The sequence below is a fragment of the Pseudomonas sp. Sample_20 genome (genome assembly GCF_004307585.1).
Lineage (GTDB): Bacteria > Pseudomonadota > Gammaproteobacteria > Pseudomonadales > Pseudomonadaceae > Aquipseudomonas > Aquipseudomonas atacamensis.
Map to the genome: position 1 here is coordinate 55,176 of NZ_RCOA01000062.1, position 25,807 is coordinate 80,982.

A 25,807-nucleotide genomic window follows, 5' to 3' on the forward strand; every position below is an offset into this window, starting at 1 on the left:
GTGCGACTGCGCCTGATCGCCGTCGGTTCACGCATGCCCAAGTGGGTGGAAGAAGGCTGGCATGAATATGCCAAGCGTCTTCCGTCCGAGCTGGCGCTGGAACTGGTGGAAATTCCGCTCAACACCCGTGGCAAGAATGCCGACGTGGCCCGTTTCATCCGCCAGGAAGGCGAAGCCATGCTGGCCAAGGTCGGGCACAACGAGCGGATCGTCACGCTGGAGGTTCACGGCAAGCCGTGGAGCACCGAGCAACTGGCGGTCGAACTCGATCGCTGGCGCCTGGATTCGCGCACGGTCAACTTCATGGTCGGCGGCCCGGAAGGGCTGGCACCGGAAGTCTGTGCCCGCGCTGACCAGCGCTGGTCGTTGTCGCCGCTGACCTTGCCGCACCCGCTGGTGCGGATCCTGATCGGCGAACAGTTGTACCGTGCCTGGACCGTGTTGTCCGGCCACCCTTACCACAAGTAAGCCTGCCCTCATGTCTCAGCCGATCCGCATCAAGGACCACGAAAAGGACGCCCGTCTGGTGCGCAGCCGTGTCGTGTTCGGTGCGATCGTGATTGTGGCGCTGATCTGTGTGTTGATCGCGCGTCTGTATTACCTGCAGGTGATCCAGTACGAGTACCACTCGACCCTGTCGGAAAACAACCGCGTCCATGTGCAGCCGATTCCGCCGACGCGCGGGCTGATTTTCGACCGCAACGGCGTAGTCGTGGCCGACAACCGGCCGAGCTTCAGTCTGAGCATGACCCGCGAGCGCTCCGGCGATTGGCAGCAGGTGCTCGATGTCATCGTCGAGGTGCTGGAGCTGACGCCCGAGGACCGGGTGATCTTCGAAAAGCGCATGCGGCAGGGGCGTCGGCCGTTCGAGCCGGTGCCGATCCTGTTCGAGCTGACCGAAGAGCAGATCGCCCGGATCGCGGTGAACCAGTTCCGCCTGCCCGGGGTGGAAGTGGTCGCGCAACTGGTCCGGCATTACCCGCAGGGCGCGCACTTTGCGCACTCGGTGGGCTACATGGGGCGGATCAACGAGAAAGAGCTGAAATCGCTGGATCCGGTCAACTACAGCGGCACCCACCACATCGGCAAGACCGGCATCGAGCGGTTCTACGAGCCGGAATTGCACGGTCAGGTCGGTTACGAGGAAGTCGAGACCAACGCCCGTGGCCGCGTGTTGCGGGTGCTCAAGCGCACCGATCCGATTCCCGGCAAGGACATCGTTCTGAGCCTCGACATCAAGTTGCAGGAAGCCGCCGAAGCCGCACTGGGTGGGCGACGTGGCGCGGTGGTGGCGCTCGATCCGAAGACCGGCGAAGTGTTGGCGATGGTCAGTCAGCCGAGTTTCGACCCGAACCTGTTCGTCACCGGCATCAGCTTCAAGGCCTATGCCGAGTTGCGTGATTCCATCGACCGGCCGTTGTTCAACCGCGTGCTGCGCGGTCTGTACCCGCCGGGCTCGACGATCAAACCGGCGGTAGCGATTGCCGGTCTTGACGCCGGCGTGGTCACGGCTTCGAGCCGGGTGTTCGACCCGGGCTATTACATGCTGCCCAACTACGACCACAAGTATCGCAACTGGAACCGTACCGGTGACGGCTTCGTCGACCTCGACACGGCGATCATGCGGTCCAACGACACCTACTTCTATGACCTGGCGCACAAGCTCGGCATCGATCGGCTGTCGACCTATATGAACAAGTTCGGCATCGGCCAGAAGGTCTCGCTGGACATGTTCGAAGAATCCCCGGGCCTGATGCCGTCGCGCGAATGGAAACGCGCGACGCGCAAACAGGCGTGGTTCCCCGGCGAAACCCTGATTCTCGGGATCGGCCAGGGCTACATGCAGTCGACGCCGCTGCAATTGGCCCAGGCCACGGCGCTGGTGGCCAACAAAGGCATCTGGAACCGTCCGCACCTGGCCAAGTCCCTCGACGGGGTGAAGCCGGTGGATGAAAACCCGATGCCGAACATCGTCCTGCGCGACCCGTCCGACTGGAACAAGGTCAACCACGGCATGCAGCAGGTGATGCACGGTGCCCGTGGCACCGCGCGCAAAGCGGCGATCGGCGCGCAATACCGCATCGCCGGCAAGTCCGGTACCGCGCAGGTGGTGGCGATCAAGCAGGGCGAGAAATACGACCGCTCCAAGGTCCAGGAACGCCACCGCGACCACGCCTTGTTCGTCGGCTTCGCCCCGGCCGATGATCCGAAAATCGTCGTGTCGGTGATGGTCGAGAACGGTGAGTCCGGTTCCGGCGTTGCCGCGCCGGTGGTGCGCCAGGTCATGGACGCCTGGCTGCTCGACCAGGATGGCCACCTGAAAGCCGAGTACGCCAGCCCTATCACTGCGGAGGCCCCGGCCCGTGATGAATAATTTCGATCGCATGCTCTCCAGCGAGGATGTGATGCGTCGCCGCGCGACGTTGCTGCAAAGACTGCATATCGATGGCCCGCTGTTGATCCTGTTGCTGATTCTCGCCGCCGGCAGCCTGTTCGTGCTGTATTCGGCCAGCGGCAAGAGCTGGGATCTGCTCGGCAAGCAGGCCACATCCTTCGGCATCGGCCTGGTGGCGATGATCGTCATCGCCCAGTTCGAGCCGCGTTTCATGGCCCGCTGGGTGCCGCTCGGTTATGTGATCGGCGTGGTCTTGCTGATCGTTGTCGACATCATGGGCCACAATGCCATGGGCGCCACGCGCTGGATCAACATCCCCGGGGTGATCCGCTTCCAGCCCTCGGAATTCATGAAGATCCTGATGCCAGCGACCATCGCCTGGTATCTGTCCAAACGCACCTTGCCGCCGCAGCTCAAGCACGTCGGCATCAGCCTGATGCTGATTGGCGTGCCGTTCATTCTGATCGTGCGCCAGCCCGATCTCGGTACCTCGCTGCTGATTCTCGCCGGTGGCGCCTTCGTCCTGTTCATGGGCGGCCTGCGCTGGCGCTGGATTCTCAGCGTGCTGGCGGCGGCGGTGCCGGTGTCGGTGGCGATGTGGTTCTTCGTCATGCACGACTATCAGAAGCAACGGGTCCTGACTTTCCTCGACCCGGAAAGCGATCCGCTCGGCACCGGCTGGAACATCATCCAGTCCAAAGCCGCGATCGGTTCCGGTGGCGTATTCGGCAAAGGCTGGTTGCTCGGCACCCAGTCACACCTGGACTTTCTCCCGGAAAGCCACACCGACTTCATCATTGCTGTGCTTGGCGAAGAGTTCGGTCTGGTGGGGATTTGCGCGCTGCTGCTGATCTATCTGTTGTTGATCGGTCGCGGGCTGGTGATCACCGCCCAGGCGCAAACGCTGTTCGGAAAATTGCTCGCCGGCGCGTTGACCATGACTTTTTTTGTTTACGTTTTCGTCAACATCGGTATGGTCAGTGGCCTGTTGCCGGTCGTGGGGGTGCCGTTGCCGTTCATTAGCTACGGAGGAACTTCGCTGGTGACGCTGCTGTCAGCGTTTGGGGTTTTGATGTCGATCCATACCCATCGCAAGTGGATCGCACAGGTTTGAATAAGGTGAAGAGTGCAATGCAAGTAATGCGTGGCTGGGCGACTCGATGCGCGCCGCTGGTTGGCCTGATGGGCCTGCTGGGGAGCGTGCAGGAAGCGCTGGCCGGCGACTATGAAGGCTCGCCGCAGGTGGCCGAATTCGTCGGCGAAATGACCCGCGACTACGGTTTCGCCGGTGAACAACTGATGGGTGTGTTCCGCGAGGCGCAACGCAAGCAGTCGATTCTCGACGCCATCTCCAGACCCGCCGAACGGGTCAAGCAGTGGAATGAATATCGCCCGATGTTCATCACTGACGCGCGCATCGCCCGGGGTGTCGACTTCTGGCGTCAGCACGAGGCGACCCTGGCCCGTGCCGAGCAGGAATACGGCGTGCCGGCACAAGTGATCGTGTCGATCATCGGCGTCGAGACCTTTTTCGGACGTAATACCGGTAATTTCCGCGTGATCGATGCTTTATCGACCCTCGGCTTCGACTATCCTCCCCGTGCCGAATTTTTCCGCAAGGAACTGCGTGAGTTCCTCCTGCTGGCCCGTGAAGAGCAGGTCGACCCGCTGACCCTGAAAGGCTCGTACGCCGGGGCCATGGGCCTGCCGCAGTTCATGCCGAGCAGCTTTCGCGCCTACGCGGTGGACTTCGACGGTGATGGCCACATCAATATCTGGAACAACCCGGACGATGCCATTGGCAGCGTCGCCAGTTACTTCAAGCGTCATGGCTGGGTTGCCGGTGAGCCGGTGGTCAGCCGCGCCGATGTGCGCGGCGAGCAGGCCGATGAAGGCCTGACCACCGGTATCGAACCAGTGAAGACGGTCGCAGAGTTGCGGGGGCTGGGCTGGTCAAGTCATGATGCGCTGCGCGATGATATGCCGGTTACCGCATTTCGCCTCGAAGGCGACAACGGCCCTGAATACTGGATGGGCCTGCAGAATTTCTACGCGATCACGCGTTATAACCGCAGCGTGATGTACGCCATGGCCGTACATCAACTGTCTGAACAGCTGGTACAAGCACGGGGCGTCAAGTAATGCAGGCATTGCCTAACAATAAACCCCTGAAGCTGGTGGCTTTCGCTGCGTTGGCAGTTCTGGTCGCCAGTTGCACGACCAGCCGTACGCCGACGCAGAAAACCCCGTCCACCGCTGTCCGCGCCCAACCGGGCCTGGACATCAACCGCGCGCACAAAGACGGCGCGCCGTGGTGGGATGTCGATGTTTCGCGCATCCCGGATGCGACACCGACCCTGCACACCGGCCCGTACAAGGCCAATCCTTACACCGTGCTGGGCAAGACCTATTTTCCGTTGCAGGAATCCAAGACCTACGTGGCTTCGGGCACGGCGTCCTGGTACGGCACCAAGTTCCATGGCCAGAACACCGCCAACGGCGAAGTGTATGACCTGTACGGCATGAGTGCGGCGCACAAGACCTTGCCGCTGCCAAGTTACGTCCGGGTGACCAACCTGGACAACAACAAGACGGTGATCCTGCGCGTCAACGATCGTGGGCCGTTCTATTCCGATCGAATCATTGACTTGTCTTATGCTGCGGCGAAGAAGCTCGGCTATGCCGAAACCGGCACCGCGCGGGTCAAGGTCGAAGGCATCGATCCGCAGCAGTGGTGGGCGGCCAAGGGCCGTCCGGCGCCGCTGATGCTCAACGAGCCGCAAGTGGCGCAGAATAGCGCGCCAGTGATCACGGCGTCGGCCGGCACCGTCGAGCAATGGACGCCGCCGCCGCAGCAACACGCCGCTGCCGTGGTGCCCGTGCAGATCGATGCAAAAAAAAACGCTTCTGCACCAGCGTCTGGCCAGTATCTGCAGGTGGGCGCGTTCGCCAACCCGGACGCTGCCGAACTGCTGAGGTCGAAGCTCAGCGGGATGGTGAGCGCGCCGGTGTTCATCAGTTCGATCGTGCGCAATCAGCAGACCCTGCACCGGGTACGCCTGGGGCCGATCGGCTCGCCGGGTGAGATCGCCCAGGTGCAGAACAGTGTGCGTCTGGCCAATCTGGGTTCGCCCAGCGTGGTCACCGAGTAACACGTAGACCTTGATTGACGGTTCACTTGCGGTATTCGGGGGGTGAACCAGGTTGTTGGCTCGTCGAAGAACAAAAGCCCGGCAAGGGTGACTGGAGTGAGCAACTGAACACGCGATGGCCCGTTAGAAGGCTGTCTGAATAAGTTTTGCCTTCGGGCAAGTTTCCATTAGCGATTTCGAGAGACGGATGAACATCACCACCTTTGCCAAACGCCTGTGTCTGCTAGTCCCGCTGCTCCTCTCGCCAGCCGCCTTCGCGGCCGAGATGATGCCGTCGCCACCACAACTGGCCGCCAAGGCCTATGTTCTGATGGACGCCAGCAGCGGCAACGTGCTGGTCGAAAACAACGGCGACCAGCGTCTGCCACCGGCCAGCCTGACCAAGCTGATGACCGCGTACATCGCGACCCTGGAAATCCGTCGCGGCCAGATCGGTGAAAACGATCCGGTGACCGTCAGCGAAAACGCCTGGCGCACCGGCGGTTCGCGGATGTTCATCAAGGTCGGTTCGCAGGTCACTGTCAGCGACCTGCTGCACGGCATCATCATCCAGTCCGGAAACGACGCCAGCGTCGCCCTGGCCGAGCACATCGCCGGCAGCGAAGACGCCTTCGCCGACCTGATGAACAAGACCGTCACCGAACTGGGCATGACCAATACCCACTTCATGAACCCGACCGGTCTGCCAAACCCTGAGCACTACTCGTCGGCGCACGACATGGCGATTCTGGCCCGTGCGATCATCCACGAAGACCCGGCTCACTATGCGATCTACTCGCAGAAAGAGTTCTTCTGGAACGGCATCAAGCAGCCTAACCGCAACCTGCTGCTGTGGCGCGACAAGACCGTTGACGGTCTGAAAACCGGCCACACCGATGAAGCCGGCTACTGCATGGTGTCCTCGGCGGTACGTGACGGCCAGCGCCTGATCGCCGTGGTGTTCGGCACCAACAGCGAAGTGGCCCGCGCGGCTGAAACGCAGAAGCTGCTGACCTACGGTTTCCGCTTCTTCGAAACCCAGACCTTCTACCAGAAGGGCACCGAACTGGCGCAGGCGCCGGTATGGAAAGGCACCACCAGCCAGGTCAAGGCCGGCCTGGCGCAAGACCTGACCATGACTCTGCCAAAAGGCCAGCTGAAGAAGCTCGCTGCCAGCATGACCATGAACCCGCAACTGGTTGCGCCAATCGCCAAGGGCGACGTGATCGGTAAAGTCGAAGTCAAACTGGAAGACAAGGTAGTGCACAGCGCCGACCTGATCGCTCTGGACGGCGTCGAGGAGGGTGGTATCTTCCGCCGCATGTGGGATAGCATCCGTCTATTCTTCTACGGCTTGTTCAACTGATTTTGTGTTGACCTGCATGGCCCCGCCCCGATCCGGTGCGGGGCCATGTGCGTTACCACGGCTTGCGCTATAGAGGCCGTTACGCCATGACCGATACCGAAGTACAGGCGCCAAAGATCGAATTTCCCCAGACTGATTACCCGATCAAGGTGATCAGCGATACGGGCGTCGGCCGCAAAGACCAGATCATCGAGATCGTCAAGAAACACGCGACCATCAATGACGAGCGCATCGACGAGCGTCAGAGCAGCACCGGTAAGTACACCACCATCCAGCTGCACATCGTCGCCACCGATCAGGATCAGCTGTACAACATCAACAGCGAACTGCGGGCGACCGGCTTCGTGCACATGGTGTTGTGATGCACGGCACGCTGGGCTTTCGCGAGCTGGGCCAGATGGCTTACGAGCCGGTCTGGCATGCCATGCAACGCTTTACCAACGAACGCGGCAATACTGCCGCCGACGAAATCTGGCTCGTCGAACACCCACCGGTGTTCACCCAGGGCCAGGCCGGCAAGGCTGAACACCTGTTGCTGCCGGGAGATATTCCGGTGGTGCAGGTCGATCGTGGCGGTCAAGTGACTTATCATGGCCCCGGGCAACTGGTGGCTTATCTGTTACTGGATGTACGCAAGCTGGGTTTCGGCGTGCGTGATCTGGTCAGCCGCATGGAAGCCTGCCTGATCGAACTGCTGGCCAGCTACGGCGTCACCGCCGCCGCCAAGCCAGATGCTCCCGGCGTATACGTCGATGGAGCGAAAATCGCTTCTCTGGGTTTGCGCATTCGCCACGGTTGTTCCTTTCATGGCCTGGCCCTGAACGTGGATATGAACCTGGAACCGTTTCGACGGATTAATCCCTGCGGCTACGCCGGGCTGGCCATGACCCAGCTGAGCGATCACGCAGGATCGATTGAATTTGCCGAGGTAAGTGCCCGGCTGCGCGCGCAGCTCGTCAAACACCTCGACTATGCTGAGCAGACGACCCTCACGGGCGGAATCGACTGATATGACTACTGATGCAGTGCAAACCATGATCCCGACGCTCGACGTGACCGAGCGCCCGGCCCCGCGTCCCAAGGTTGAAGCCGGCGTCAAGATGCGCGGCGCCGAGAAGGTTGCACGCATCCCGGTCAAGATCATCCCGACCACCGAACTGCCGAAGAAACCCGACTGGATCCGCGTGCGCATCCCGGTTTCGCCGGAAGTCGATCGCATCAAGAGCCTGCTGCGCAAGCACAAGCTGCACAGTGTCTGCGAAGAAGCGTCCTGCCCGAACCTCGGCGAATGCTTCTCCGGCGGCACCGCAACCTTCATGATCATGGGCGACATCTGCACCCGTCGCTGCCCGTTCTGCGACGTTGGCCACGGTCGTCCGAAGCCACTGGACGTCAACGAGCCGGAAAGCCTGGCGATCGCCATCGCCGACCTCAAGCTCAAATACGTGGTGATCACCTCGGTTGACCGCGACGACCTGCGTGACGGCGGTGCACAACACTTTGCCGACTGCATCCGCGAAATCCGCAAACTGTCGCCAAACGTGCAGCTCGAGACCCTGGTCCCGGACTACCGTGGGCGCATGGACATCGCCCTGGAAATCACCGCCGCCGAGCCGCCGGATGTGTTCAACCACAACCTGGAAACCGTGCCGCGCCTGTACAAGGCTGCGCGTCCGGGCTCGGATTACCAGTGGTCGCTGACCCTGCTGCAACGCTTCAAGCAGATGATGCCGCATATCCCGACCAAGTCCGGCCTGATGCTGGGTCTGGGCGAGACCGACGAGGAAGTCATCGAAGTCATGAAGCGCATGCGCGAACACGACATCGACATGCTGACCCTCGGTCAATACCTGCAACCGTCGCGCAGTCACTTGCCGGTGCAGCGTTTCGTGCACCCGGACACCTTCGCCTGGTTCGCCGAAGAAGGTTACAAGATGGGCTTCAAGAACGTCGCTTCGGGCCCGCTGGTACGTTCCTCGTACCACGCCGACGAGCAGGCGAAGCTGGTCAAGGCCGAACTGCTGGGTTCCTGATTCACTGCTGATGTAAAAATGCCCGCCGAGGACGGTTCCTCGGCGGGCATTTTTTTGCCTGAGACATGGGGCTTTTGTTTGTCTCTTCAGCTGACTACTGTGTGTGCATGACTTTACCGCTGGAGCCCAAGGATGACCGTTCGACCGAGCCACACCCTGATTGCCCACCGACCCGTACCGGCACTGCCCTCCGAAGGGACGATTGGCGTCATCGCGCCTGCCGGCCCCGGCGCCCTCGACACTGAAAAAGCGCTGCAGTGGATGCGCGCGCGCGGCTATGGGCTGAAGGTGTTTCCGGGTGTCTATGAGAAGGACGGCTATCTGGCTGGCAGTGACGACGTACGCCTGCGCGATCTGCACGCGGCCTTCGCTGATCCTGAAGTCGACGCGATCATTTGCCTGCGCGGCGGCTACGGCACGCCGCGTCTGCTCGACCGAATCGATTACGACCTGCTCAGCCGGCATAACAAGCCGTTTGTCGGCTATAGCGACATCACCGCGCTGCACCTGGCCATCAGTCGCTACGCCGGGTTTGTGACCTTTCACGGGCCGCTGCTCAATGCCGACCTGCTCGGCGACAAGGAGCCGCCGACCGTCACGTCATTCTTCGCCATGCTGCGCGGGCAAATGAAGTCAGGGAGTGTGCTGAGCCATCCGGCGGCTTATCCGTTATCCACCGTCGAACCGGGCATCGCTCACGGGCGTTTGCTCGGCGGCAACCTGGCGATGATTGCTGCAACCCTCGGCACGCCCTACGAGATTGATGTCGAAGGGGTGATCCTGTTCATCGAGGACATCAACGAGCCGCTGTATCGCATTGATCGCCTGCTGACCCAGATGCGTCTGGCCGGCAAGCTGGCCCGACTGCGCGGTGTGCTGGTCGGTGATATCGCCGGGGTGGAAGTCGACGCGCTGAATCGGCTGCTCAAGCAAACCTTTGAGCCGTTGCGGATTCCGGTGCTGTCGGGCTGGCGCAGTGGCCATTGCGACCCGAACCTGACACTGCCGTTGGGCGCGCTGGTGCGCCTGGATGCGGGGAAGCAGGAGTTGCTGCTGGAGCAGGATGTGGTGATCAAAGTCTAGAAATTGGTCGCCTGACATTCAGTCATCGCGGGCAAGCCCGCGATGCTTTTATTGGGCGCGCAGGCTCTCAAGCAACTTGTGCGTCGGATACCCATCCGCCGGCCAGCCCAGCGCCTGCTGGGCACTGCGAATGGCCTTGCGGGTATTGGCGCCGATAATCCCGTCCGCTGTGCCGGCGTCGTAATTACGCGCGCTCAATAGCGTCTGCAGTTCGATGCGCTCGGTGCGGCTCAGCGGCAGATCATCTTTCGGCCAGTCGCCATTGATCAGGCCCGCGCCTTCAAAGCGCTCGGACAACAGGCTCACCGCCAGCGCATACGACGACGAATTGTTGTACTTGAGAATCGCCCGGAAGTTGTCGAGGATCAGGAACGCCGGGCCGCGATAACCGGCCGGCAGCAGCAGGGCGGCGGACAGTTGTTCGGAACCGGCTGGCACCTGCGCACCATTGGGCAGGTTCACACCCAGTTGCCGCCATTCGGCGACGCTTTTGCGAATCGCGCCATCGGCCAGCGTGTAGTTGAAACCGCTCGGCAATTGCACTTCGAAACCCCACGGCTGGCCGCGTTGCCAGCCCGAGCTTTGCAGGTAATGCGCGGTCGAGGCCAGCGCATCGGCCGGGCTGCCCCAGATGTCGCGGCGACCGTCACCGTCAAAGTCCACGGCGTGGGTGTTGTAAGTGGTCGGAATGAACTGGGTCTGGCCCATCGCGCCGGCCCAGGAGCCGAGCATTTTCTCCGGGGTGATATCGCCCTGTTGCAGAATCTGCAGGGCGGCGATCAGTTGCGCGTGAGCAAAGCCCGGACGACGCCCCTCGTAGGCGAGGGTGGCCAGCGAATTGATCACCGACTTGCTGCCCTGGAACTGGCCGAAATTGCTTTCCATGCCCCACACCGACACCAGCGCCTGGCGATCAACGCCATAACGCTGTTCGATGCTTTGCAGAATGTCGGCGTACTGGTTGATCAGCGCCTGGCCCTTGCGGACGCGCAATGGCGACAGCGCGCCGTCGAGGTATTCCCACACCGGGCGGGAAAACTCCGGCTGACTGCGATCCGCACGGATCACGCTGGCGTCGAAGCTGATGTTGGCAAATGCCCGATCGAACAGCTCGGGGCGAATCCCGGCGGCGAGGGCGTCCTTGCGGAAGCCCGCCTGCCATTCGGCAAAGGTCTGGGTCGGTTGAATATCGAGCGGGTCGGCGGACGGCACTACCGGCGGAATAATCGCTGGGGCCGTGGTAACCGGGGCGGCTTGAAGCGGTTGTGCATCGGCGGCGGTGGGTTTTTCCGCGCAGGCGACAAGCAGGATGAAGCTGGAGGCAGCGATCAATTGGCGCACGGGCCAACGACGGGAAAGACTTGGGGGCATGCACAGTTCCAGGGGAAACGAATCAGGTGCAGACCTTAACATGAGCGGGGGGTGGTGCGCTTCAGGCAGCCAGAAAGTAAAAAGCCTCCCGGTTGTCAGACCGGAAGGCTTCGCGGCGGTAGCTGCCTTTGCCCTTGGCTGGTCGTTCCTGGCGGCTGCGGAACAAGGGCTGGGCGACGATGGATTTGGCCTTGTTGGGGCCATGCTTTGCTGGCTTTTTGCTCATGAGGGTTCTCTGGATTGAGTGGGTTTGGCGCGGCAAATAATCTGCCGATGTTGGGCGTCTGTCCAGTGCCTGTTGCGTAGGAATGTTCTGGCGCTTTCGCGAGCAAGCTCGCTCCCACATTTGGAATGCATTTCAATGTGGGAGCGAGCTTGCTCGCGAATGGCCGTTATGCGGGAAACAGGTTATTCGGCAGGAAGTGTCAGGCGCCGGCCAGCCATCAACAACGCCAGACGACTCAAGCTCATCCACGGCGAACCCGCCGCCTGGCCCTTGATCTGCGCGTCGATACGCTGCGCTTCGAGCAACAATTGCGCCCAGCGTTGCGCCGAGTAGCGTTGCAGTGCCTTGCTCATCAGCGGCTTGCGCTTGTCCCAGACCGGCGGTTTCGATTGGCTGAAACACTTGTCCAGTGGCGTGCCCTGGCTGTATTGCAGGGAAATGTTGGCCAGCAGGCGCAACTCCCGCGCCAGTGCCCAGAGGATCACCGGCGGTTCGACGCCTTCGCCGCGCAGGCCCTCAAGCATGCGCAAGGCGTGGGCCGGTTCGCCGTTGAGCACCGCGTCGGTCAGGCCGAACACGTCGAACCGGGCACTGTCGGCTACGGCGGCCTGCACGGTTTCGATGGTGATCTGCCCACCTTCGGCCATCAGTTTGAGCTTTTCGATTTCCTGGGCGGCGGCGAGCAGGTTGCCTTCGACACGCGCGGCAATCAATTCGACGGCGTCCTGACTGGCCGACAGGCCTGCCTGGGACAGGCGCTGACGAATCCAGCTCGGCAGCTGATTGGCATCCACCGGCCAGATCTGCACGAACTGGGTTTGCTGGCCTTCGACCAGTGCCTTGCCCCACTTGGTTTTCTGCGCGCTGCCATCGAGCTTCGGCAAGCTGATCAGCAGGACAGTGTCTTCAGCGGGGCGTGAGCAGTATTCGATCAGCGCGGCGGCGCCTTTGTCGCCAGGTTTACCGGATGGCAGGCGCAGTTCCAGCAGGCGTTTTTCGGCGAACAGCGACATGCTTGCGCCGGCCTGCAGCAACGTACCCCAATCGAAATTGGCATCGGCGGCGAACACCTGACGTTCGTCGAAACCTTGCTGACGGGCAGCGGTGCGGATGGCGTCGGCGGCTTCCTGACACAGCAACGGATCATCGCCGCTGATGATGTAAACCGGCGCGAGTGCGCCTTGCAGGTGTTTGCCGAGTTGCGCGGGAGCGAGCTTCATAAAGAAGGGCGAGCGGGGCGCCTGAGCACCCCGGCCGTCTTACTGCTGCGGGATTTCGAGCGGCGACTGACGCGGAGTTTCCGCCTCAGCCTTCTGCGCCGCTTCCAGCGCATCGGCTTCAGCCTTGGCGCGGTCGTTGGCGGTTTGCTGCAGTTGCTGCAACTGGCCCGGGGTCAGCTGCGACAGGCGCAGCATCATGCGTTGCACCAGCTCGCGACGGATTTCATGACGGGCGTCGTTGGCTTCCTGATCGGAGCCGACGAGGTTGTTGCCGTCGTGAATGAACACCTTCTGCACTTCGAGCTTGTCGCTAAGCAGGGACAGGTCTTTGTCGCCGCGGATGTCATAGCTCAGCACAGTGTTGACCTGATACTCGCCTGTGCGCCCGGCACCGGCATAGCTGAGAATGCGCTGGCTTTCCTGCTCGTCAGCCAGATACAGCTTGTACGGCGCGCCGCTGTAAACCTTGACGCCGCTGGACTCCAGCGTCTGACGCAGCTGTCTTACGGTTTCGCCATAAGCGTTACGCGCGCTCAGGTCGATTTCCTTGATCGACAGTTCGTTGGTGCCGGTACCACGCAACTGGAAACCGCAGGCGCTCAGCAGAACGGCGAGGCCCATCACCAGCAGATTGCGTTTGATCATTGTGTTGCTCCCCTTGAAACCAGGTGAGCCGACTCTGCGGCCCGAAAGGTTTTACTGGCTGCCAGGCGAGCCTGGCAGCCGATCCAATTTAGCTGGCGACGATGTTGACCAGTTTGCCCGGCACCACGATCACTTTGCGAATGGTCAGGCCGTCGACGAAACGCAGCACGTTTTCGTTGACGCGCGCGGCGGCTTCGATCTCTTCGCGGGTGGCGCTGGCCGGCATTTCGATCTGCCCGCGCAGCTTGCCGTTGACCTGAATGACCAGGGTCAGGTTGTCCTGCACCAAGGCACTTTCGTCCACGGCCGGCCAGCCTGCATCGATCACCGCATCGGCGTGACCCAACTGCTTCCACAGTTCGTGGCTGATGTGCGGGGTGATCGGTGCCAGCAGCAGGGTCACCGCTTCCAGACCTTCGTGCAGCAGCGCGCGGTCCTGTTCGGTGCCTTGGGCGGCTTTTTCCAGCACGTTCATCAGCGTCATCACCTGAGCGATGGCGGTGTTGAATTTGTGGTTCTGGCCGACGTCATGGCTGGCCTGCTTGATCGCCAGGTGAATCGCACGACGCACGGTTTTCTGTTCGTCGTTCAGCGCGGCGATATCCAGTTTGTCCGGCAGGCCCTGGGTGACGTGGGCTTGCGCAAGACGCCAGACGCGCTTGAGGAAACGGTGCGAACCTTCAACGCCGGAATCGGACCATTCCGCGCTCATGTCAGGCGGCGAGGCGAACATCATGAACAGACGGCAGGTGTCGGCGCCGAACTGGTCGATCATCGACTGCGGGTCGACGCCGTTGTTCTTCGACTTGGCCATCTTCTCGGTACCGCCGATTTCCACCGGCAGGCCGTCGGATTTCAGCTTGGCGCTGATCACCTTGGCTTTGCTGTCACGCTCAAGCTCCACGTCCGCCGGGTTGAACCAGGTGTAGGCACCATTGGCTTCGCGACGATAGTAAGTCTCGGCGATCACCATGCCCTGGGTCAGCAGGTTCTTGAAGGGCTCATTGGAGCTGACCAGACCTTCGTCACGCATCAGCTTGTGGAAGAAGCGCGCGTAAAGCAGGTGGAGAATGGCGTGTTCGATACCACCGATGTACTGATCCACCGGCAGCCAGTGATCGGCTGCGGATTTTTCTACCAGGCCACCTTCAAAATGCGGCGAGGCGTAACGGGCGTAGTACCACGACGACTCGACGAAGGTGTCCATCGTGTCGGTTTCACGCTTGGCCGGCGCGCCGCATTTCGGGCAGCTGCATTCGTAGAACTCGGGCATGCGCGCCAGCGGCGAACCGGCGCCGTCCGGCACCACGTCTTCCGGCAATACGACCGGCAGTTGATCTTCCGGCACCGGCACGTCGCCGCACGTGGCGCAGTGGATGATCGGGATCGGGCAGCCCCAGTAGCGCTGGCGGCTGATGCCCCAGTCGCGCAGGCGGAACTGGGTGCGCGAGGCGCCCAGTTGTTTCTTGATCAGCGCCACTTCCATGGCGTCGAACGCGCCGGCGAAGTCGAGGCCGTCGAACTCACCGGAGTTGATCAGCGTGCCGTGCTCGCCGTAAGCGTCTTGCCACGGCGCCGGGTTGCTGTCACCGGAGCTGGTGCGCACCACCGATTTCACCGGCAGGTTGTACTTGTGAGCGAATTCGAAATCGCGCTCGTCGTGCGCCGGAACCGCCATGACCGCACCGTCGCCGTAGTGCATCAGCACGTAGTTGGCGACCCACACCGGCAGCTTCTCGCCGGTCAGCGGGTGCTCGACGAACAGGCCGGTCGGCAGGCCTTTCTTTTCCTGGGTGGCGACATCGGCTTCAGCGACGCTGCCGCCCTTGCATTCAGCGATGAACGCTTGCAGCTCGGGATTGTTCTGCGCGGCCAGGGTGGCCAGCGGGTGCTCGGCAGCCACGGCGACGTAGGTCGCGCCCATCAGGGTGTCCGGACGGGTGGTGAAGACTTTCAGGGTGCCGGCTTCGCCGATCGAATCGACGTTGTACGGGAACTGCACTTCCATGCCACGGGACTTGCCGATCCAGTTGCGCTGCATGGTCTTGACCTGTTCCGGCCAGCCAGTCAGTTCATCGAGGCTTTCCAGCAGCTCGTCGGCGTAAGCGGTGATCTTGAAGTAGTACATCGGGATTTCGCGCTTTTCGATCAGCGCGCCGGAGCGCCAGCCACGGCCGTCGATGACTTGCTCGTTGGCCAGAACGGTCTGGTCGACCGGGTCCCAGTTCACGGTGCCGTTCTTGCGGTAGATCACGCCTTTTTCGAACAGGCGCGTGAACAGCCATTGTTCCCAGCGGTAGTAGTCCGGCTTGCAGGTGGTCACTTCACGGGACCAGTCCACCGCGAGGCCGAGGCTGCGCAGCTGCGACTTCATGTAGGCGATGTTCTCGTAGGTCCACTTGGCGGGCGCTACGTTGTTTTTCATTGCGGCGTTTTCCGCCGGCATGCCGAACGCATCCCAACCCATGGGCTGCAGAACATTCTTGCCCTGCATGCGCTGGTAGCGCGAGATCACGTCGCCAATGGTGTAGTTGCGCACGTGGCCCATGTGCAGCTTGCCGCTGGGGTAAGGGAACATCGACAGGCAGTAGTAGGTTTCCTTGCCTGGCTGTTCACTGACTTCAAAGGACTTTTGCTCATCCCAGAACGACTGGGCGGCGGCTTCGATCTCACGTGGCTGATATTGTTCGTGCATGGCTACTTTTGTACTGGATAGGGGTGGCCTAATCCTCTTCGACGGCGGCATCCGGGATGGCCCGGGTGCGCTGGAAGTGGAATGACAGGAAGCGCCGTAGCATACATGACCGCGCTTGGCCGAGGGAAACCCTGATTACAGCTGTTTGCCCGACCTTTTGGACGACGAGGGCCGTTGGTCGCGGCGTGTAGCCGGTTCGTGCAGCGAAGCTAAGCTCTAATTGGGGAGTGAGTCTTATCTTCAATGAGGTGAGGGATGGTGGAGCAACGGAAAAAGAACGTAACGAAACCCGAGTTGTATGAAAGGTTGATCGATCGTCTGGGCATGGCGCTGGACGCCGTGAAAACCGCTGACCGGCTGCGCGACGAGCGCCCCCTGGAACTGGAATTGCGTGGCTTGAGTCCCGCCGAGTTCAAACTGGTCAAGGCCTATCTGGATCGCAGTGAACGTGAAACGCAGGGATGCCTGTCTCAAGCAGTGAAGCAGCTCGATGCAGCACATTCGGCCAAGGTCATCTGGCTCAAGGACAAGGCGCCGCGCAGAGACACCGGCAAGGTGCGTTCTGTGCAGGCCAAGTAAGCGCATGGCAGGTCATGAAACGGATCTTTTGCAACAGGATCCCGCCTATTGGTTGTAACGCGTAATCAACACTCTTAGGCTTCGGGCATCTTTGGAGATGCCCGATGCCCTTTCGCTATTTCATCAAACAACTTTTATTGCCGCCCGGCATTCTTTTGCTGCTGTTGCTGGCCGCCTGGTGGCTGCGCCGCTCACGGCCACGGCTGGCTGGCGTGTGTTTTGCCCTTGGCTTTGGTGGCCTGCTGCTGATGAGCCTGCCGGTGGTCGTGCAGTGGAGCGCCAAGGCGCTGGAACGAGAGCCGCCGCTGGCGCGGCAGGAATGGGCAACGCTGGCGCAACGCGCCGATGCGATTGTGGTGCTGGGCTCGGGGCGTGAGCGCGGTGATCTGGCCTGGGGCGAAGACCAGCCGACCGGCGTCGGCCTTGAGCGTCAGCGTTACGCCGCACGCCTGGCCAAGGCCTCGGGCCTGCCGATCCTGACCAGCGGCGGCCTGCACTACGGCACGCCGCCGACCGAAGCGAAATTGATGGCAGATTCGTTGCGTGATGATTTCGCCGTAACGGTGCGCTGGCAGGAAGGCGAGAGCCGCACCACATGGGAGAACGCGAAGATGACGGCAGATATTCTCTTGCCCCAGGGGATCAAGCGGGTCGTCGTGGTGACGCAGGCGTGGCACATGCCGCGTGCGGTGTGGAGCTTTGAGCAGGCGGGTTTTGAGGTGGTGCCGGCACCGGTGGGTTTCCTCGGTACCGATAACGCTCGCCCGTTTGGCGGCTGGTTGCCGGAATTCAAGTCGATCTGGCAGAGCGGGCAATTGCTCAATGAAGCGGTGGGGCAGGTGGGGTACTCGTTGTTTTACCGCTGAAGATCATTGTGGCGAGGGGATTTATCCCCGATGGCGCGCGTAGCGGCCCCTCTCTTACCTTCAGAAGAGGGGACTGCTGCGCACTCCAGCGGGGATAAATCCCCTTGTCACATTTCTCAGAGGGTCTTCGACATGCGGCTGGCCATCAGCGCCCAGCCAAACAGCAGCAGGCACAACGCGATCAACGGCCACGAGCGCCATTGCAGATACGGCGTCAGATCGTGCATCGGCACCACTTCGCCATACAACACGCCTTGTTCGAACTGCGGAATCTGCTCGGTGATCTGGCCGAACGGATTGATCAGGCCGGTAACGCCGTTGTTGGTCGCGCGGATCATCCAGCGTCCGGCTTCCAGCGCGCGCATCTGCGCCATCTGCAAATGCTGCAGCGGGCCGATGGACGTGCCGAACCAGGTGTCGTTGCTGATCGTCAGCAACAGATCACTGCGTGCCGACAGGCCAGCGGCGAATTCCGGATAGACCACTTCGTAGCAGATAAACGGTGCGATCTGGTAACCCTTGGCCTGCAAGAGCGCTTGATCCGACGGGCCGCGAGCGAAGTCCGACATCGGCAGGTCGAAGAACGCGATCAAGCCGCGCAACAGGTCCTGCAACGGCACGTACTCGCCGAACGGCACCAGTTTCTGCTTCAGGTAAGTGCCGTCGCCTTCGCCGACCACGGTGATGCCGTTGAAGAAGCGCCGCTCGTGATGCACGGTTTGACGGATCGGCACGCCGGTGATCAACGCCGACTTACGCTCGGCGGCGAAGTTGCCCATCATCGTCAGGTAGCCCTCGGCGGACTCCTTCAATACCGGCACGGCGGTTTCCGGCCAGATCAGCAGATCGACCGGTTTGGAGCGGAAGCTCAGATCACGGTACAGCGCCAGTTGCGCGTTGAGCTCGGCCGGGTCCCATTTCATGCTCTGCGCGACGTTGCCCTGAATTGCGGCCACGGTCAGCGGTGCGCCGGACGGGCTGGTCCACGCGTGGCCTTTGAGGGCGATGCCTGCTACCCAAGGCCCCGCCAGAAGTACCACACCGGCCGTGATGAAACCCTTGCGTCGCGCCTGCAACAAGCGCGACGCGTTGTAGATCAGCGCTGCGGTCAGTGCCAGAACAAACGATACCAGCCACATGCCGCCCACCGGAGCGAGCCCGGCCAGCGGGCCGTCGAGCTGGCTGTAACCGGAATAAAGCCATGGGAAACCGGTGAGGAACCAGCCGCGAAAAGCTTCCTGGCCGACCCACAACGCCGCAAACGCCAAGGCATCCGCCAGCGGTGCTTCGTTACGCCGCAACCAGCGTGCCCACAGCCACGCGGGCAGGGCGAAGAACCAGGCAATCGCCGCGGTGAACAGCAGCATCAAGAACCCGGCGAGCAACACCGAAGCGCCACCAAAGTGGTGGATGCTGTAATAGATCCAACTGGTGCCGGCACCGAACAGGCCGAAGCCGAAGCACCAGCCACGGCCGAGCGCCTGACGCGGGCTCAGCTCACGCAAACCGGCATAGAACAGACCAACCGCCAGCAATGCCAGCGGCCAGATGTCGAACGGTGCGAGAGCGAATGTGGTGATTGCACCGGCCGCCACGGCCAGCAGGTTACCGGGCCAGCCGGGGCGGGTTGTCCAGCGCATTTCAGTCCTTAGATTTCTTACCGGGCGATTGGGGTCAGTCGCAGCAAATGAATCCGACGGCTGTCGGCGTTCAGGATGCGGAAGCGATAGGCGCCGATTTCAGTGATTTCGTTGCGTTTTGGCAAGTGGCCGAACGCGCTCATCACCAGACCGCCAACGGTATCGAACTCGTCGTCGGAGAATTCGCTGTCGAAGAACTCGTTGAAGTTCTCGATCGGCGTCAACGCCTTGATCAGGAAATCACCGCTGGGCAGGGGCTTGATGTAGCTGTCTTCTTCGACGTCGTGCTCGTCCTCGATGTCGCCGACGATCTGTTCCAGCACGTCTTCGATGGTCACCAGGCCGGCCACACCGCCGTATTCGTCGATGACGATGGCCATGTGGTTGTGGTTGGCGCGGAATTCACGCAGCAACACGTTCAGGCGCTTGGACTCCGGCACGAAGGTGGCCGGGCGCAGCAGGTCCTTGATGTTGAAGCTGTCGCCGTTTTCCTTGAGGATCAGCGGCAGCAGATCCTTGGCCAGCAGCACGCCCATCACGTCGTCATGGCTTTCGCCGATGACCGGATAGCGCGAGTGGGCCGAGTCGACCACGGCGGGGAGGAATTCGCGGGGTGTCTGGGTCGCCTTGATGCTGATCATCTGCGAGCGCGGCACCATGATGTCGCGAACTTGCAGGTCAGCCACCTGGATGGCGCCTTCGACGATGGCCAGCGCTTCGCTGTCCAGCAGTTTGTTCTGATGTGCATCACGCAGCAGCTCGAGGAGCTCCTGACGGTTCTTCGGCTCGTGGGCAAAAGCCTGGGTCAGTTTACCCAGCCATGACTTCTGCCCGTTGCTCGATCGATCTTCGCTCATAGCGATTACTCTGAATCCTTTGTTGTAACGATGGGGGTGTGTTCGGTTTCGTCATCCGCGTACGGATCGGGATAGCCCAGTTCAGCAAGCAACTCGCGTTCCAGTGCTTCCATTTCTTCGGCTTCGTCGTCATCTATATGGTCGTAACCCAGCAGATGCAAGCAGCCGTGAATGACCAGATGTGCCCAGTGGGCCTTTAGTTCCTTGCCCTGCTCGGCGGCTTCGCGTTCGACCACGGCCACGCAGATCACCAGATCGCCGAGCAGCGGGATATCGAGAAATTCGTCTGGCACTTCCGCCGGGAACGACAACACATTGGTCGCGTAGTCCTTGTGGCGCCAGGTGTGATTGAGCTCGCGGCCTTCTTCCTCGTCGACCAGACGAATGGTCATTTCCGAATCAGCGCTGCGCTGGCGCAGGGCCAGTTCGCACCACTGACGGAACTCGGCTTCACTCGGCGCGCTGGCCTCGGTGGCGATTTGCAGATCCAGCTCAAGCATCGCGCGAGGCTTCCTTCGCAGCTTCGGCACGGGTCTCGAAGCGCTCGTAGGCCTCGACGATCCGCTGCACCAACGGGTGGCGCACGACGTCTTTGGGCTGGAAGTGGGTGAAGCTGATGCCCGGCACGTCTTTGAGCACTTCTATCACATGGTGCAAGCCGGACTTGGTGCCGCGCGGCAGGTCGACCTGGGTGATGTCGCCAGTGATCACGGCGGTGGAGCCGAAGCCGATCCGCGTGAGGAACATCTTCATCTGCTCGACGGTGGTGTTCTGGCTTTCGTCGAGAATGATGAAGCTGTTGTTCAGCGTACGACCGCGCATGTAGGCCAGCGGCGCGACTTCGATCACCTGTTTCTCGATCAACTTGGCGACGTATTCGAAACCGAGCATTTCGTACAGCGCGTCGTAGAGCGGGCGCAGGTACGGGTCGATCTTCTGCGACAGGTCGCCGGGCAGGAAGCCGAGTTTTTCCCCCGCTTCGACCGCCGGACGCACCAGCAGGATGCGGCGGATCTGCTCGCGCTCGAGCGCATCTACCGCGCAGGCCACGGCCAGATAGGTCTTGCCGGTACCCGCCGGGCCGATGCCGAAGTTGATGTCGTTGCCGAGGATTTCCTTCACGTAGCGCTGCTGATTCAAGCCGCGTGGGCGAATCATGCCTTTCTTGGTGCGCAGGGCGACGGTCGCTTCGGCAGGGGCCGGGTTGTCGATATCTGCTGATTCCTGAATGAACAGGTGCACCAGGTCTGGCGACAGCTCGGTACCCTTGGTTTCCCGGTACAGGCGGCGCAGCAGGTTTTCTGCGGACGTGGTGAGTTTTGGATCGCCAATCAGCTCGAACTGGTTTCCGCGATTGCGGATCTCGATGGCCAGGCGCTGTTCGATCAAGCGCAAATGCTCGTCGAATTGCCCGCACAGATTGGCGAAGCGGCGAGCCTCAAAAGGCTCGAGGAGAAAACGATGTGGTTCGATGGGTGCGTTCAAGGTCGTATTTAGCCGCCCTGGGGCAATTAGGATGAAATCAAGGATAACGCCAGTGGCGTGGGTGCGAAAGCTCTTAAATATCGACGCTGCTTTCCAACCCATTGTCTGTGGCTGGCGGGGTCTTTTGTGGTGAGGGGATAAATCCCCTCACCACAGAAACCCCATCCACAATGCGATGGTGTTACTGGATCAGCGAACCACGCAGCGAGTGCGGTTGCGCGGCGTCGATGTGCACATCGGCGAACTGACCGATCAGGGTGGGATTGTCGCAGCGGAAGTTGACGATACGGTTATTCTCGGTACGCCCTTGGAGCTCGCCCGGGTCTTTCTTCGAGTAATCGGTCACCAGAATGCGCTGGATCGAACCGACCATTTGTCGGCTGATTTCGAAGCCCTGCTGATTCAAACGATGTTGCAGCGCGTTCAGACGTTCTTTCTTCAATTCTTCCGGGGTGTCGTCGGCCAGATCGGCAGCGGGCGTGCCCGGGCGCTGGCTGTAAACGAACGAGTAGGAGAAATCGAAGCCGACATCGGCAATCAGCTTCATGGTCTGTTCGAAGTCTTTCTCGGTTTCACCGGGGAAGCCGACGATAAAGTCCGAACTGATGCAGATCCCCGGCACGGCAGCGCGCAGTTTGCGCAGTTTGGATTTGTACTCCAGCGCCGTGTGGTTACGCTTCATCGCCGCGAGAATCCGGTCCGAGCCCGACTGCACCGGCAAGTGCAGGTGCTTGACCAGTTCCGGCACTTCGGCGTGGGCCTGGATCAGGCTGTCGGAGAACTCCAGCGGATGCGACGTGGTGTAGCGGATGCGGTCGATGCCATCGACAGCGGCGACCACGCGAATCAGCTCGGCCAGGTCGGCCAGGCGACCGTCGTGGGTCTGGCCGCGATAGCCGTTGACGTTCTGCCCGAGCAAGGTCACTTCACGCACGCCGTGTTCGGCCAAGTGAATGATTTCCGCGATCACGTCGTCGAACGGTCGGCTGACCTCTTCGCCACGGGTGTACGGCACCACGCAGAACGTGCAGTACTTGCTGCAACCTTCCATCACTGACACATAAGCGCTCGGGCCGTCGATACGCGGCTCCGGCAGGTGGTCGAATTTTTCGATTTCCGGGAACGACACGTCGACCTGCGGCAGCTTGCTGCTGCGCGCGGCGTCGATCATTTCCGGCAGGCGGTGCAGGGTCTGCGGGCCGAACACCACGTCGACGTACGGAGCGCGATCACGGATCGCTGCGCCTTCCTGACTGGCCACGCAACCGCCGACGGCGATGACCATGTCCGGGTTGGCCAGCTTCAGTTCGCGCCAGCGGCCGAGCTGCGAATACACGCGGTCTTGCGCGCGTTCGCGGATCGAGCAGGTATTGAGCAGAATCACGTCGGCATCTTCCGCGCGAGCGGTGACTTCCAGGGCCTGATGTTCGCCCAGCAGATCGACCATGCGCGAGCTGTCGTACTCGTTCATCTGGCAACCGTGGGTTTCGATGTAAAGCTTCTTGGCCATGGATTCGGGTCGTCACGTGATTCAAAGAACCGCGCATTATAGGGAACAAGCCGTCAGGTTCCTACCGCTGTGCGTCCGGTGGCTATGCTATAGTTCGCGCCCTCATTTTTACCCCGATGTTATCCGCCCGCCATGACCAAACGCGAAGCTCCAATCTACAAGGTGATTTTCCTCAACCAGGGCCAGGTGTTCGAAATGTACGCCAAGCAGATCTATCAGAGTGATCTGTGGGGTTTCCTGGAAGTTGAAGAATTCGTCTTTGGCGAGCGCACGCAAATGGTCGTCGATCCGAGCGAAGAAAAGCTCAAGGCGCAATTCGAAGGCGTGGTGCGCAGTTTTGTGCCGATGCATTCGATCGTGCGCATCGACGAAGTGGAGCGTCTGGGCACGCCGAAAATCAGCGAGGCCCGGGGCGCGGTCGGCAATGTCATGCCGTTTCCGATGCCGATGCCTGAGAAGTAAGCACAGCTTTGGATTTGGAATGATGTTGTGGCGAGGGGATTTATCCCCGCTCGGCTGCGAAGCAGTCGCAATCCATCCAGCAATATGTGTCAGACAGAACCGGGTTGCAGGGTTTGGGGCCGCTTCGCAGCCCAACGGGGATAAATCCCCTCGCCACAGGTCATCTCCACAGCGCTTATGGCAGTGGTGAGAATGGCGTGCGCCCATCGGCGTTCTGCAGTTCCATCAGGTATTTGCGGAAAATCTGCCCGAGCACCTGAGTGGCGGTTTCGAGATCTTCGCGGGACATCTTTTCCGAGACTTCGTCAGCCGTGTCCAATGCCTCTTCAGCACCGTTGACCGCTGCCATCTTCAGCACGATGTAGGCCTGGATATTGTTGGCCTGCACACCTTCACCGTGGAAGAACATGCTGCCGAGCTTGTATTGCGCCTGGGCGTGGCCTTGCAACGAGGCCTTTTCGAAATAGGTCAGGGCTTGATTGAGGTCGCGCGGCGCGTTCTTGCCGTCGTAATAGAACTCACCCAACTCGTATTGCGCTTGCGCGTCCCCTTCGTCCGCCGCTTTCTGGCAGGCGGCCAGTGCCTGCGTGACGTCTTGCGGCTGAGTATTGAGGGTGCAACGACCCATCGCCGGGATCAACAACGAGTTGCCGCCTGCTTGTGCATGCGCGAGCAGGGGCTGAAGGAGCAACAGGCAGCCCAATGCAAGGGTGCGGCCGGTGCGGTTCATGGGAATCGACTTACCTCTGAAGGGCACGCGGACCCGTCGAGGGATCCAATAAGCGCGCATTATGAAATAAGCAGGGCCAACCTTACAAAGTCTTTACTCGTTTTTCTGCTGCGTGGGGAATATATCGCCCGATTCGGGCAGGATTTGCGCAGACAGGTCGGAAAAACCGTGGCGATGTAGGTGAAAGCTGACGCTGGCCATAGCCAACGTCAGCGGTACGGCGATTATTTCAATGCGGCGAAGGCACGCTCGGCGGCGTCCAGCGTCAGTTGCAACTCGGCTTCGCCATGGGCGATCGAGGTGAAACCGGCTTCGAAAGCGCTCGGCGCCAGGTACACGCCACCTTCCAGCATCAAGTGGAAGAAGCGACCGAACATTGCTGCGTCGCTGGCCATCACGTCGTCGAAGGTGACGATGTCGTCGGCGCCGCTGAAGTACAGACCGAACATGCCGCCGGCCTGAGTGGTCACGAACGGGATGCCCGCAGCATCGGCACGCTGCTGCAGACCGTCGAGCATGCGCGCGGTGTAGTCGGTCAGTTCGGCGTGGAAGCCTGGGCGGCTGATCAGGCGCAGGGTCGTCAGGCCGGCAGCCATCGCCAGCGGATTACCCGACAACGTACCGGCCTGATACACCGGACCCAGCGGAGCGATGCGCTGCATGATCTCGCGCTTGCCACCGAAGCAGCCCACCGGCATGCCGCCGCCGATGATCTTGCCGAACGTGGTCAGGTCCGGCGTCACACCGTAGTGCGCCTGGGCACCGCCGAGGGCGACGCGGAAACCGGTCATCACTTCGTCGAAAATCAACACCACGCCGTGCTTGTCGCACAGCGAACGCAGACCTTCGAGGAAGCCCGGCGCTGGCGGCACGCAGTTCATGTTGCCGGCGACCGGTTCGACGATGATGCATGCCACGTCCTCACCCACTTCAGCGAGCATCGCTTCAACCGCGTCGATGTCGTTGAACGGCAGGGTCAGGGTGTGTTTGGCGAACGCTGCCGGCACGCCGGCCGAGCTCGGTACGCCTTGGGTCAGAGCGCCGGAACCGGCCTTGACCAGCAGGCTGTCGGAGTGGCCGTGGTAGCAGCCTTCGAATTTGATGATGCTGTCGCGCCCGGTGTAACCACGGGCCAGACGGATCGCGCTCATGGTCGCTTCGGTGCCGGAGCTGACCATGCGCACCATGTCCATCGACGGCACCAGCGAGCAGACCAGATCGGCCATCTCGGTTTCCATCGATGTCGGTGCGCCGTAGGACAGGCCGTGTTGCAGCTGATTGCGCACCGCGTCGAGCACGTCCGGATGGCTGTGGCCGAGGATCATCGGGCCCCACGAACCCACGTAATCGACATAACGCTTGTCATCTTCGTCGGTGACGTAAGCGCCTTCGGCGTGTTTGAAGAACAGCGGGGTGCCGCCGACGCTCTTGAACGCGCGCACCGGCGAGTTGACGCCGCCGGGGATGTGTTTCTGAGCATTGGCAAACAGGGTTTCGGAACGAGACATGATCG

Annotated in this window: 25 protein-coding genes; 13 read left to right on the forward strand and 12 right to left on the reverse strand. The window is 61.4% G+C overall.

Annotated features, from left to right (window positions below):
• The 10 genes from rlmH (at position 1) to D8U70_RS14265 (ending at position 10,008) form a co-directional block, all read left to right on the forward strand.
• Entirely contained in the window at positions 1-468 is a 468-nt protein-coding gene (gene rlmH / locus D8U70_RS14220; protein ID WP_011063671.1) for a 23S rRNA (pseudouridine(1915)-N(3))-methyltransferase RlmH, read from the forward strand.
• 10 nt (positions 469-478) lie between these two features.
• Positions 479-2,374 (forward strand): penicillin-binding protein 2, encoded by a 1,896-nt coding sequence (gene mrdA / locus D8U70_RS14225; protein WP_071173699.1) that lies wholly within the window; start codon positions 479-481, stop codon positions 2,372-2,374.
• Between the two features lie 31 nt (positions 2,375-2,405).
• The gene (gene rodA / locus D8U70_RS14230) at positions 2,406-3,509 is read left to right on the forward strand and encodes a rod shape-determining protein RodA (RefSeq protein WP_051600793.1); all 1,104 of its coding nucleotides are present in this window, start codon (positions 2,406-2,408) and stop codon (positions 3,507-3,509) included.
• Positions 3,510-3,526: 17 nt separating this feature from the next.
• Positions 3,527-4,537, forward strand: a complete 1,011-nt coding sequence (gene mltB / locus D8U70_RS14235; protein ID WP_071173698.1) for a lytic murein transglycosylase B — start codon at positions 3,527-3,529, stop codon at positions 4,535-4,537.
• Positions 4,537-5,547, forward strand: a complete 1,011-nt coding sequence (locus D8U70_RS14240; RefSeq protein ID WP_016773027.1) for a septal ring lytic transglycosylase RlpA family protein — start codon at positions 4,537-4,539, stop codon at positions 5,545-5,547. Before mltB ends, D8U70_RS14240 begins: the two co-directional genes overlap by 1 nt.
• Before the next feature lie 187 nt (positions 5,548-5,734).
• Positions 5,735-6,892, forward strand: coding sequence for a D-alanyl-D-alanine carboxypeptidase family protein (locus tag D8U70_RS14245; RefSeq protein ID WP_016773028.1), 1,158 nt, complete (start codon positions 5,735-5,737; stop codon positions 6,890-6,892).
• Between the two features lie 86 nt (positions 6,893-6,978).
• Positions 6,979-7,254, forward strand: a complete 276-nt coding sequence (locus tag D8U70_RS14250) for a DUF493 domain-containing protein (RefSeq protein ID WP_016773029.1) — start codon at positions 6,979-6,981, stop codon at positions 7,252-7,254.
• Positions 7,254-7,901, forward strand: coding sequence for a lipoyl(octanoyl) transferase LipB (gene lipB / locus D8U70_RS14255; RefSeq protein WP_071173697.1), 648 nt, complete (start codon positions 7,254-7,256; stop codon positions 7,899-7,901). Before D8U70_RS14250 ends, lipB begins: the two co-directional genes overlap by 1 nt.
• Before the next feature lie 25 nt (positions 7,902-7,926).
• Complete coding sequence (gene lipA, locus D8U70_RS14260; RefSeq protein WP_177433969.1) at positions 7,927-8,925, forward strand: lipoyl synthase; 999 nt, start codon at positions 7,927-7,929, stop codon at positions 8,923-8,925.
• A gap of 132 nt (positions 8,926-9,057) precedes the next feature.
• Positions 9,058-10,008: an LD-carboxypeptidase gene (locus D8U70_RS14265; RefSeq protein WP_130929136.1), complete on the forward strand. Its 951-nt coding sequence runs from the start codon at positions 9,058-9,060 to the stop codon at positions 10,006-10,008.
• A 48-nt stretch (positions 10,009-10,056) separates the two neighbouring features.
• Here D8U70_RS14265 and D8U70_RS14270 read toward each other — a convergent pair whose 3' ends face one another.
• The 5 genes from D8U70_RS14270 to leuS form a co-directional block, all read right to left on the reverse strand.
• Positions 10,057-11,379 (reverse strand): lytic murein transglycosylase, encoded by a 1,323-nt coding sequence (locus D8U70_RS14270; RefSeq protein WP_073475666.1) that lies wholly within the window; start codon positions 11,377-11,379, stop codon positions 10,057-10,059.
• A 61-nt stretch (positions 11,380-11,440) separates the two neighbouring features.
• A complete protein-coding gene (gene arfA, locus D8U70_RS14275) occupies positions 11,441-11,605 on the reverse strand; it encodes an alternative ribosome rescue factor ArfA (RefSeq protein WP_016773035.1) in 165 nt (54 codons plus the stop codon).
• A gap of 182 nt (positions 11,606-11,787) precedes the next feature.
• The gene (holA, locus tag D8U70_RS14280) at positions 11,788-12,825 is read right to left on the reverse strand and encodes a DNA polymerase III subunit delta (RefSeq protein WP_130929137.1); all 1,038 of its coding nucleotides are present in this window, start codon (positions 12,823-12,825) and stop codon (positions 11,788-11,790) included.
• Between the two features lie 39 nt (positions 12,826-12,864).
• Positions 12,865-13,470 carry an LPS assembly lipoprotein LptE gene (gene lptE, locus D8U70_RS14285; protein WP_073475660.1) on the reverse strand — a complete coding sequence of 202 codons (606 nt, stop codon included), beginning with the start codon at positions 13,468-13,470 and terminating at the stop codon, positions 12,865-12,867.
• An 88-nt stretch (positions 13,471-13,558) separates the two neighbouring features.
• Positions 13,559-16,165 (reverse strand): leucine--tRNA ligase, encoded by a 2,607-nt coding sequence (leuS, locus tag D8U70_RS14290; RefSeq protein ID WP_130929138.1) that lies wholly within the window; start codon positions 16,163-16,165, stop codon positions 13,559-13,561.
• A 255-nt stretch (positions 16,166-16,420) separates the two neighbouring features.
• On the opposite strand from leuS, the gene D8U70_RS14295 reads away from it, so the two are divergent.
• Together D8U70_RS14295 and D8U70_RS14300 are read left to right on the forward strand one after the other, a co-directional pair.
• Positions 16,421-16,744, forward strand: a complete 324-nt coding sequence (locus D8U70_RS14295; RefSeq protein WP_024014441.1) for a hypothetical protein — start codon at positions 16,421-16,423, stop codon at positions 16,742-16,744.
• A 104-nt stretch (positions 16,745-16,848) separates the two neighbouring features.
• Positions 16,849-17,610, forward strand: a complete 762-nt coding sequence (locus tag D8U70_RS14300) for a YdcF family protein (protein ID WP_110646101.1) — start codon at positions 16,849-16,851, stop codon at positions 17,608-17,610.
• A gap of 116 nt (positions 17,611-17,726) precedes the next feature.
• On the opposite strand, the gene lnt is transcribed toward D8U70_RS14300, so the two are convergent.
• From lnt to miaB, 5 genes are all read right to left on the reverse strand, one after another.
• On the reverse strand, positions 17,727-19,250 hold the full coding sequence (gene lnt, locus D8U70_RS14305) for an apolipoprotein N-acyltransferase (protein WP_130929139.1): 1,524 nt from the start codon (positions 19,248-19,250) through the stop codon (positions 17,727-17,729).
• 17 nt (positions 19,251-19,267) lie between these two features.
• Positions 19,268-20,107 (reverse strand): HlyC/CorC family transporter, encoded by an 840-nt coding sequence (locus D8U70_RS14310; RefSeq protein ID WP_007909641.1) that lies wholly within the window; start codon positions 20,105-20,107, stop codon positions 19,268-19,270.
• 5 nt (positions 20,108-20,112) lie between these two features.
• Positions 20,113-20,607, reverse strand: coding sequence for an rRNA maturation RNase YbeY (gene ybeY, locus D8U70_RS14315; protein WP_130929140.1), 495 nt, complete (start codon positions 20,605-20,607; stop codon positions 20,113-20,115).
• The gene (locus D8U70_RS14320; protein WP_016773043.1) at positions 20,600-21,592 is read right to left on the reverse strand and encodes a PhoH family protein; all 993 of its coding nucleotides are present in this window, start codon (positions 21,590-21,592) and stop codon (positions 20,600-20,602) included. Before D8U70_RS14320 ends, ybeY begins: the two co-directional genes overlap by 8 nt.
• 181 nt (positions 21,593-21,773) lie before the next feature.
• Positions 21,774-23,102, reverse strand: coding sequence for a tRNA (N6-isopentenyl adenosine(37)-C2)-methylthiotransferase MiaB (gene miaB / locus D8U70_RS14325; protein ID WP_016773044.1), 1,329 nt, complete (start codon positions 23,100-23,102; stop codon positions 21,774-21,776).
• 132 nt (positions 23,103-23,234) lie between these two features.
• On the opposite strand from miaB, the gene D8U70_RS14330 reads away from it, so the two are divergent.
• The gene (locus D8U70_RS14330; protein WP_016773045.1) at positions 23,235-23,564 is read left to right on the forward strand and encodes a DUF1820 family protein; all 330 of its coding nucleotides are present in this window, start codon (positions 23,235-23,237) and stop codon (positions 23,562-23,564) included.
• A gap of 175 nt (positions 23,565-23,739) precedes the next feature.
• On the opposite strand, the gene D8U70_RS14340 is transcribed toward D8U70_RS14330, so the two are convergent.
• Positions 23,740-24,294 (reverse strand): tetratricopeptide repeat protein, encoded by a 555-nt coding sequence (locus D8U70_RS14340; RefSeq protein WP_122506637.1) that lies wholly within the window; start codon positions 24,292-24,294, stop codon positions 23,740-23,742.
• Positions 24,295-24,518: 224 nt separating this feature from the next.
• Positions 24,519-25,802, reverse strand: a complete 1,284-nt coding sequence (gene hemL, locus D8U70_RS14345; protein ID WP_016773047.1) for a glutamate-1-semialdehyde 2,1-aminomutase — start codon at positions 25,800-25,802, stop codon at positions 24,519-24,521.
• Positions 25,803-25,807 lie beyond the last annotated feature (5 nt).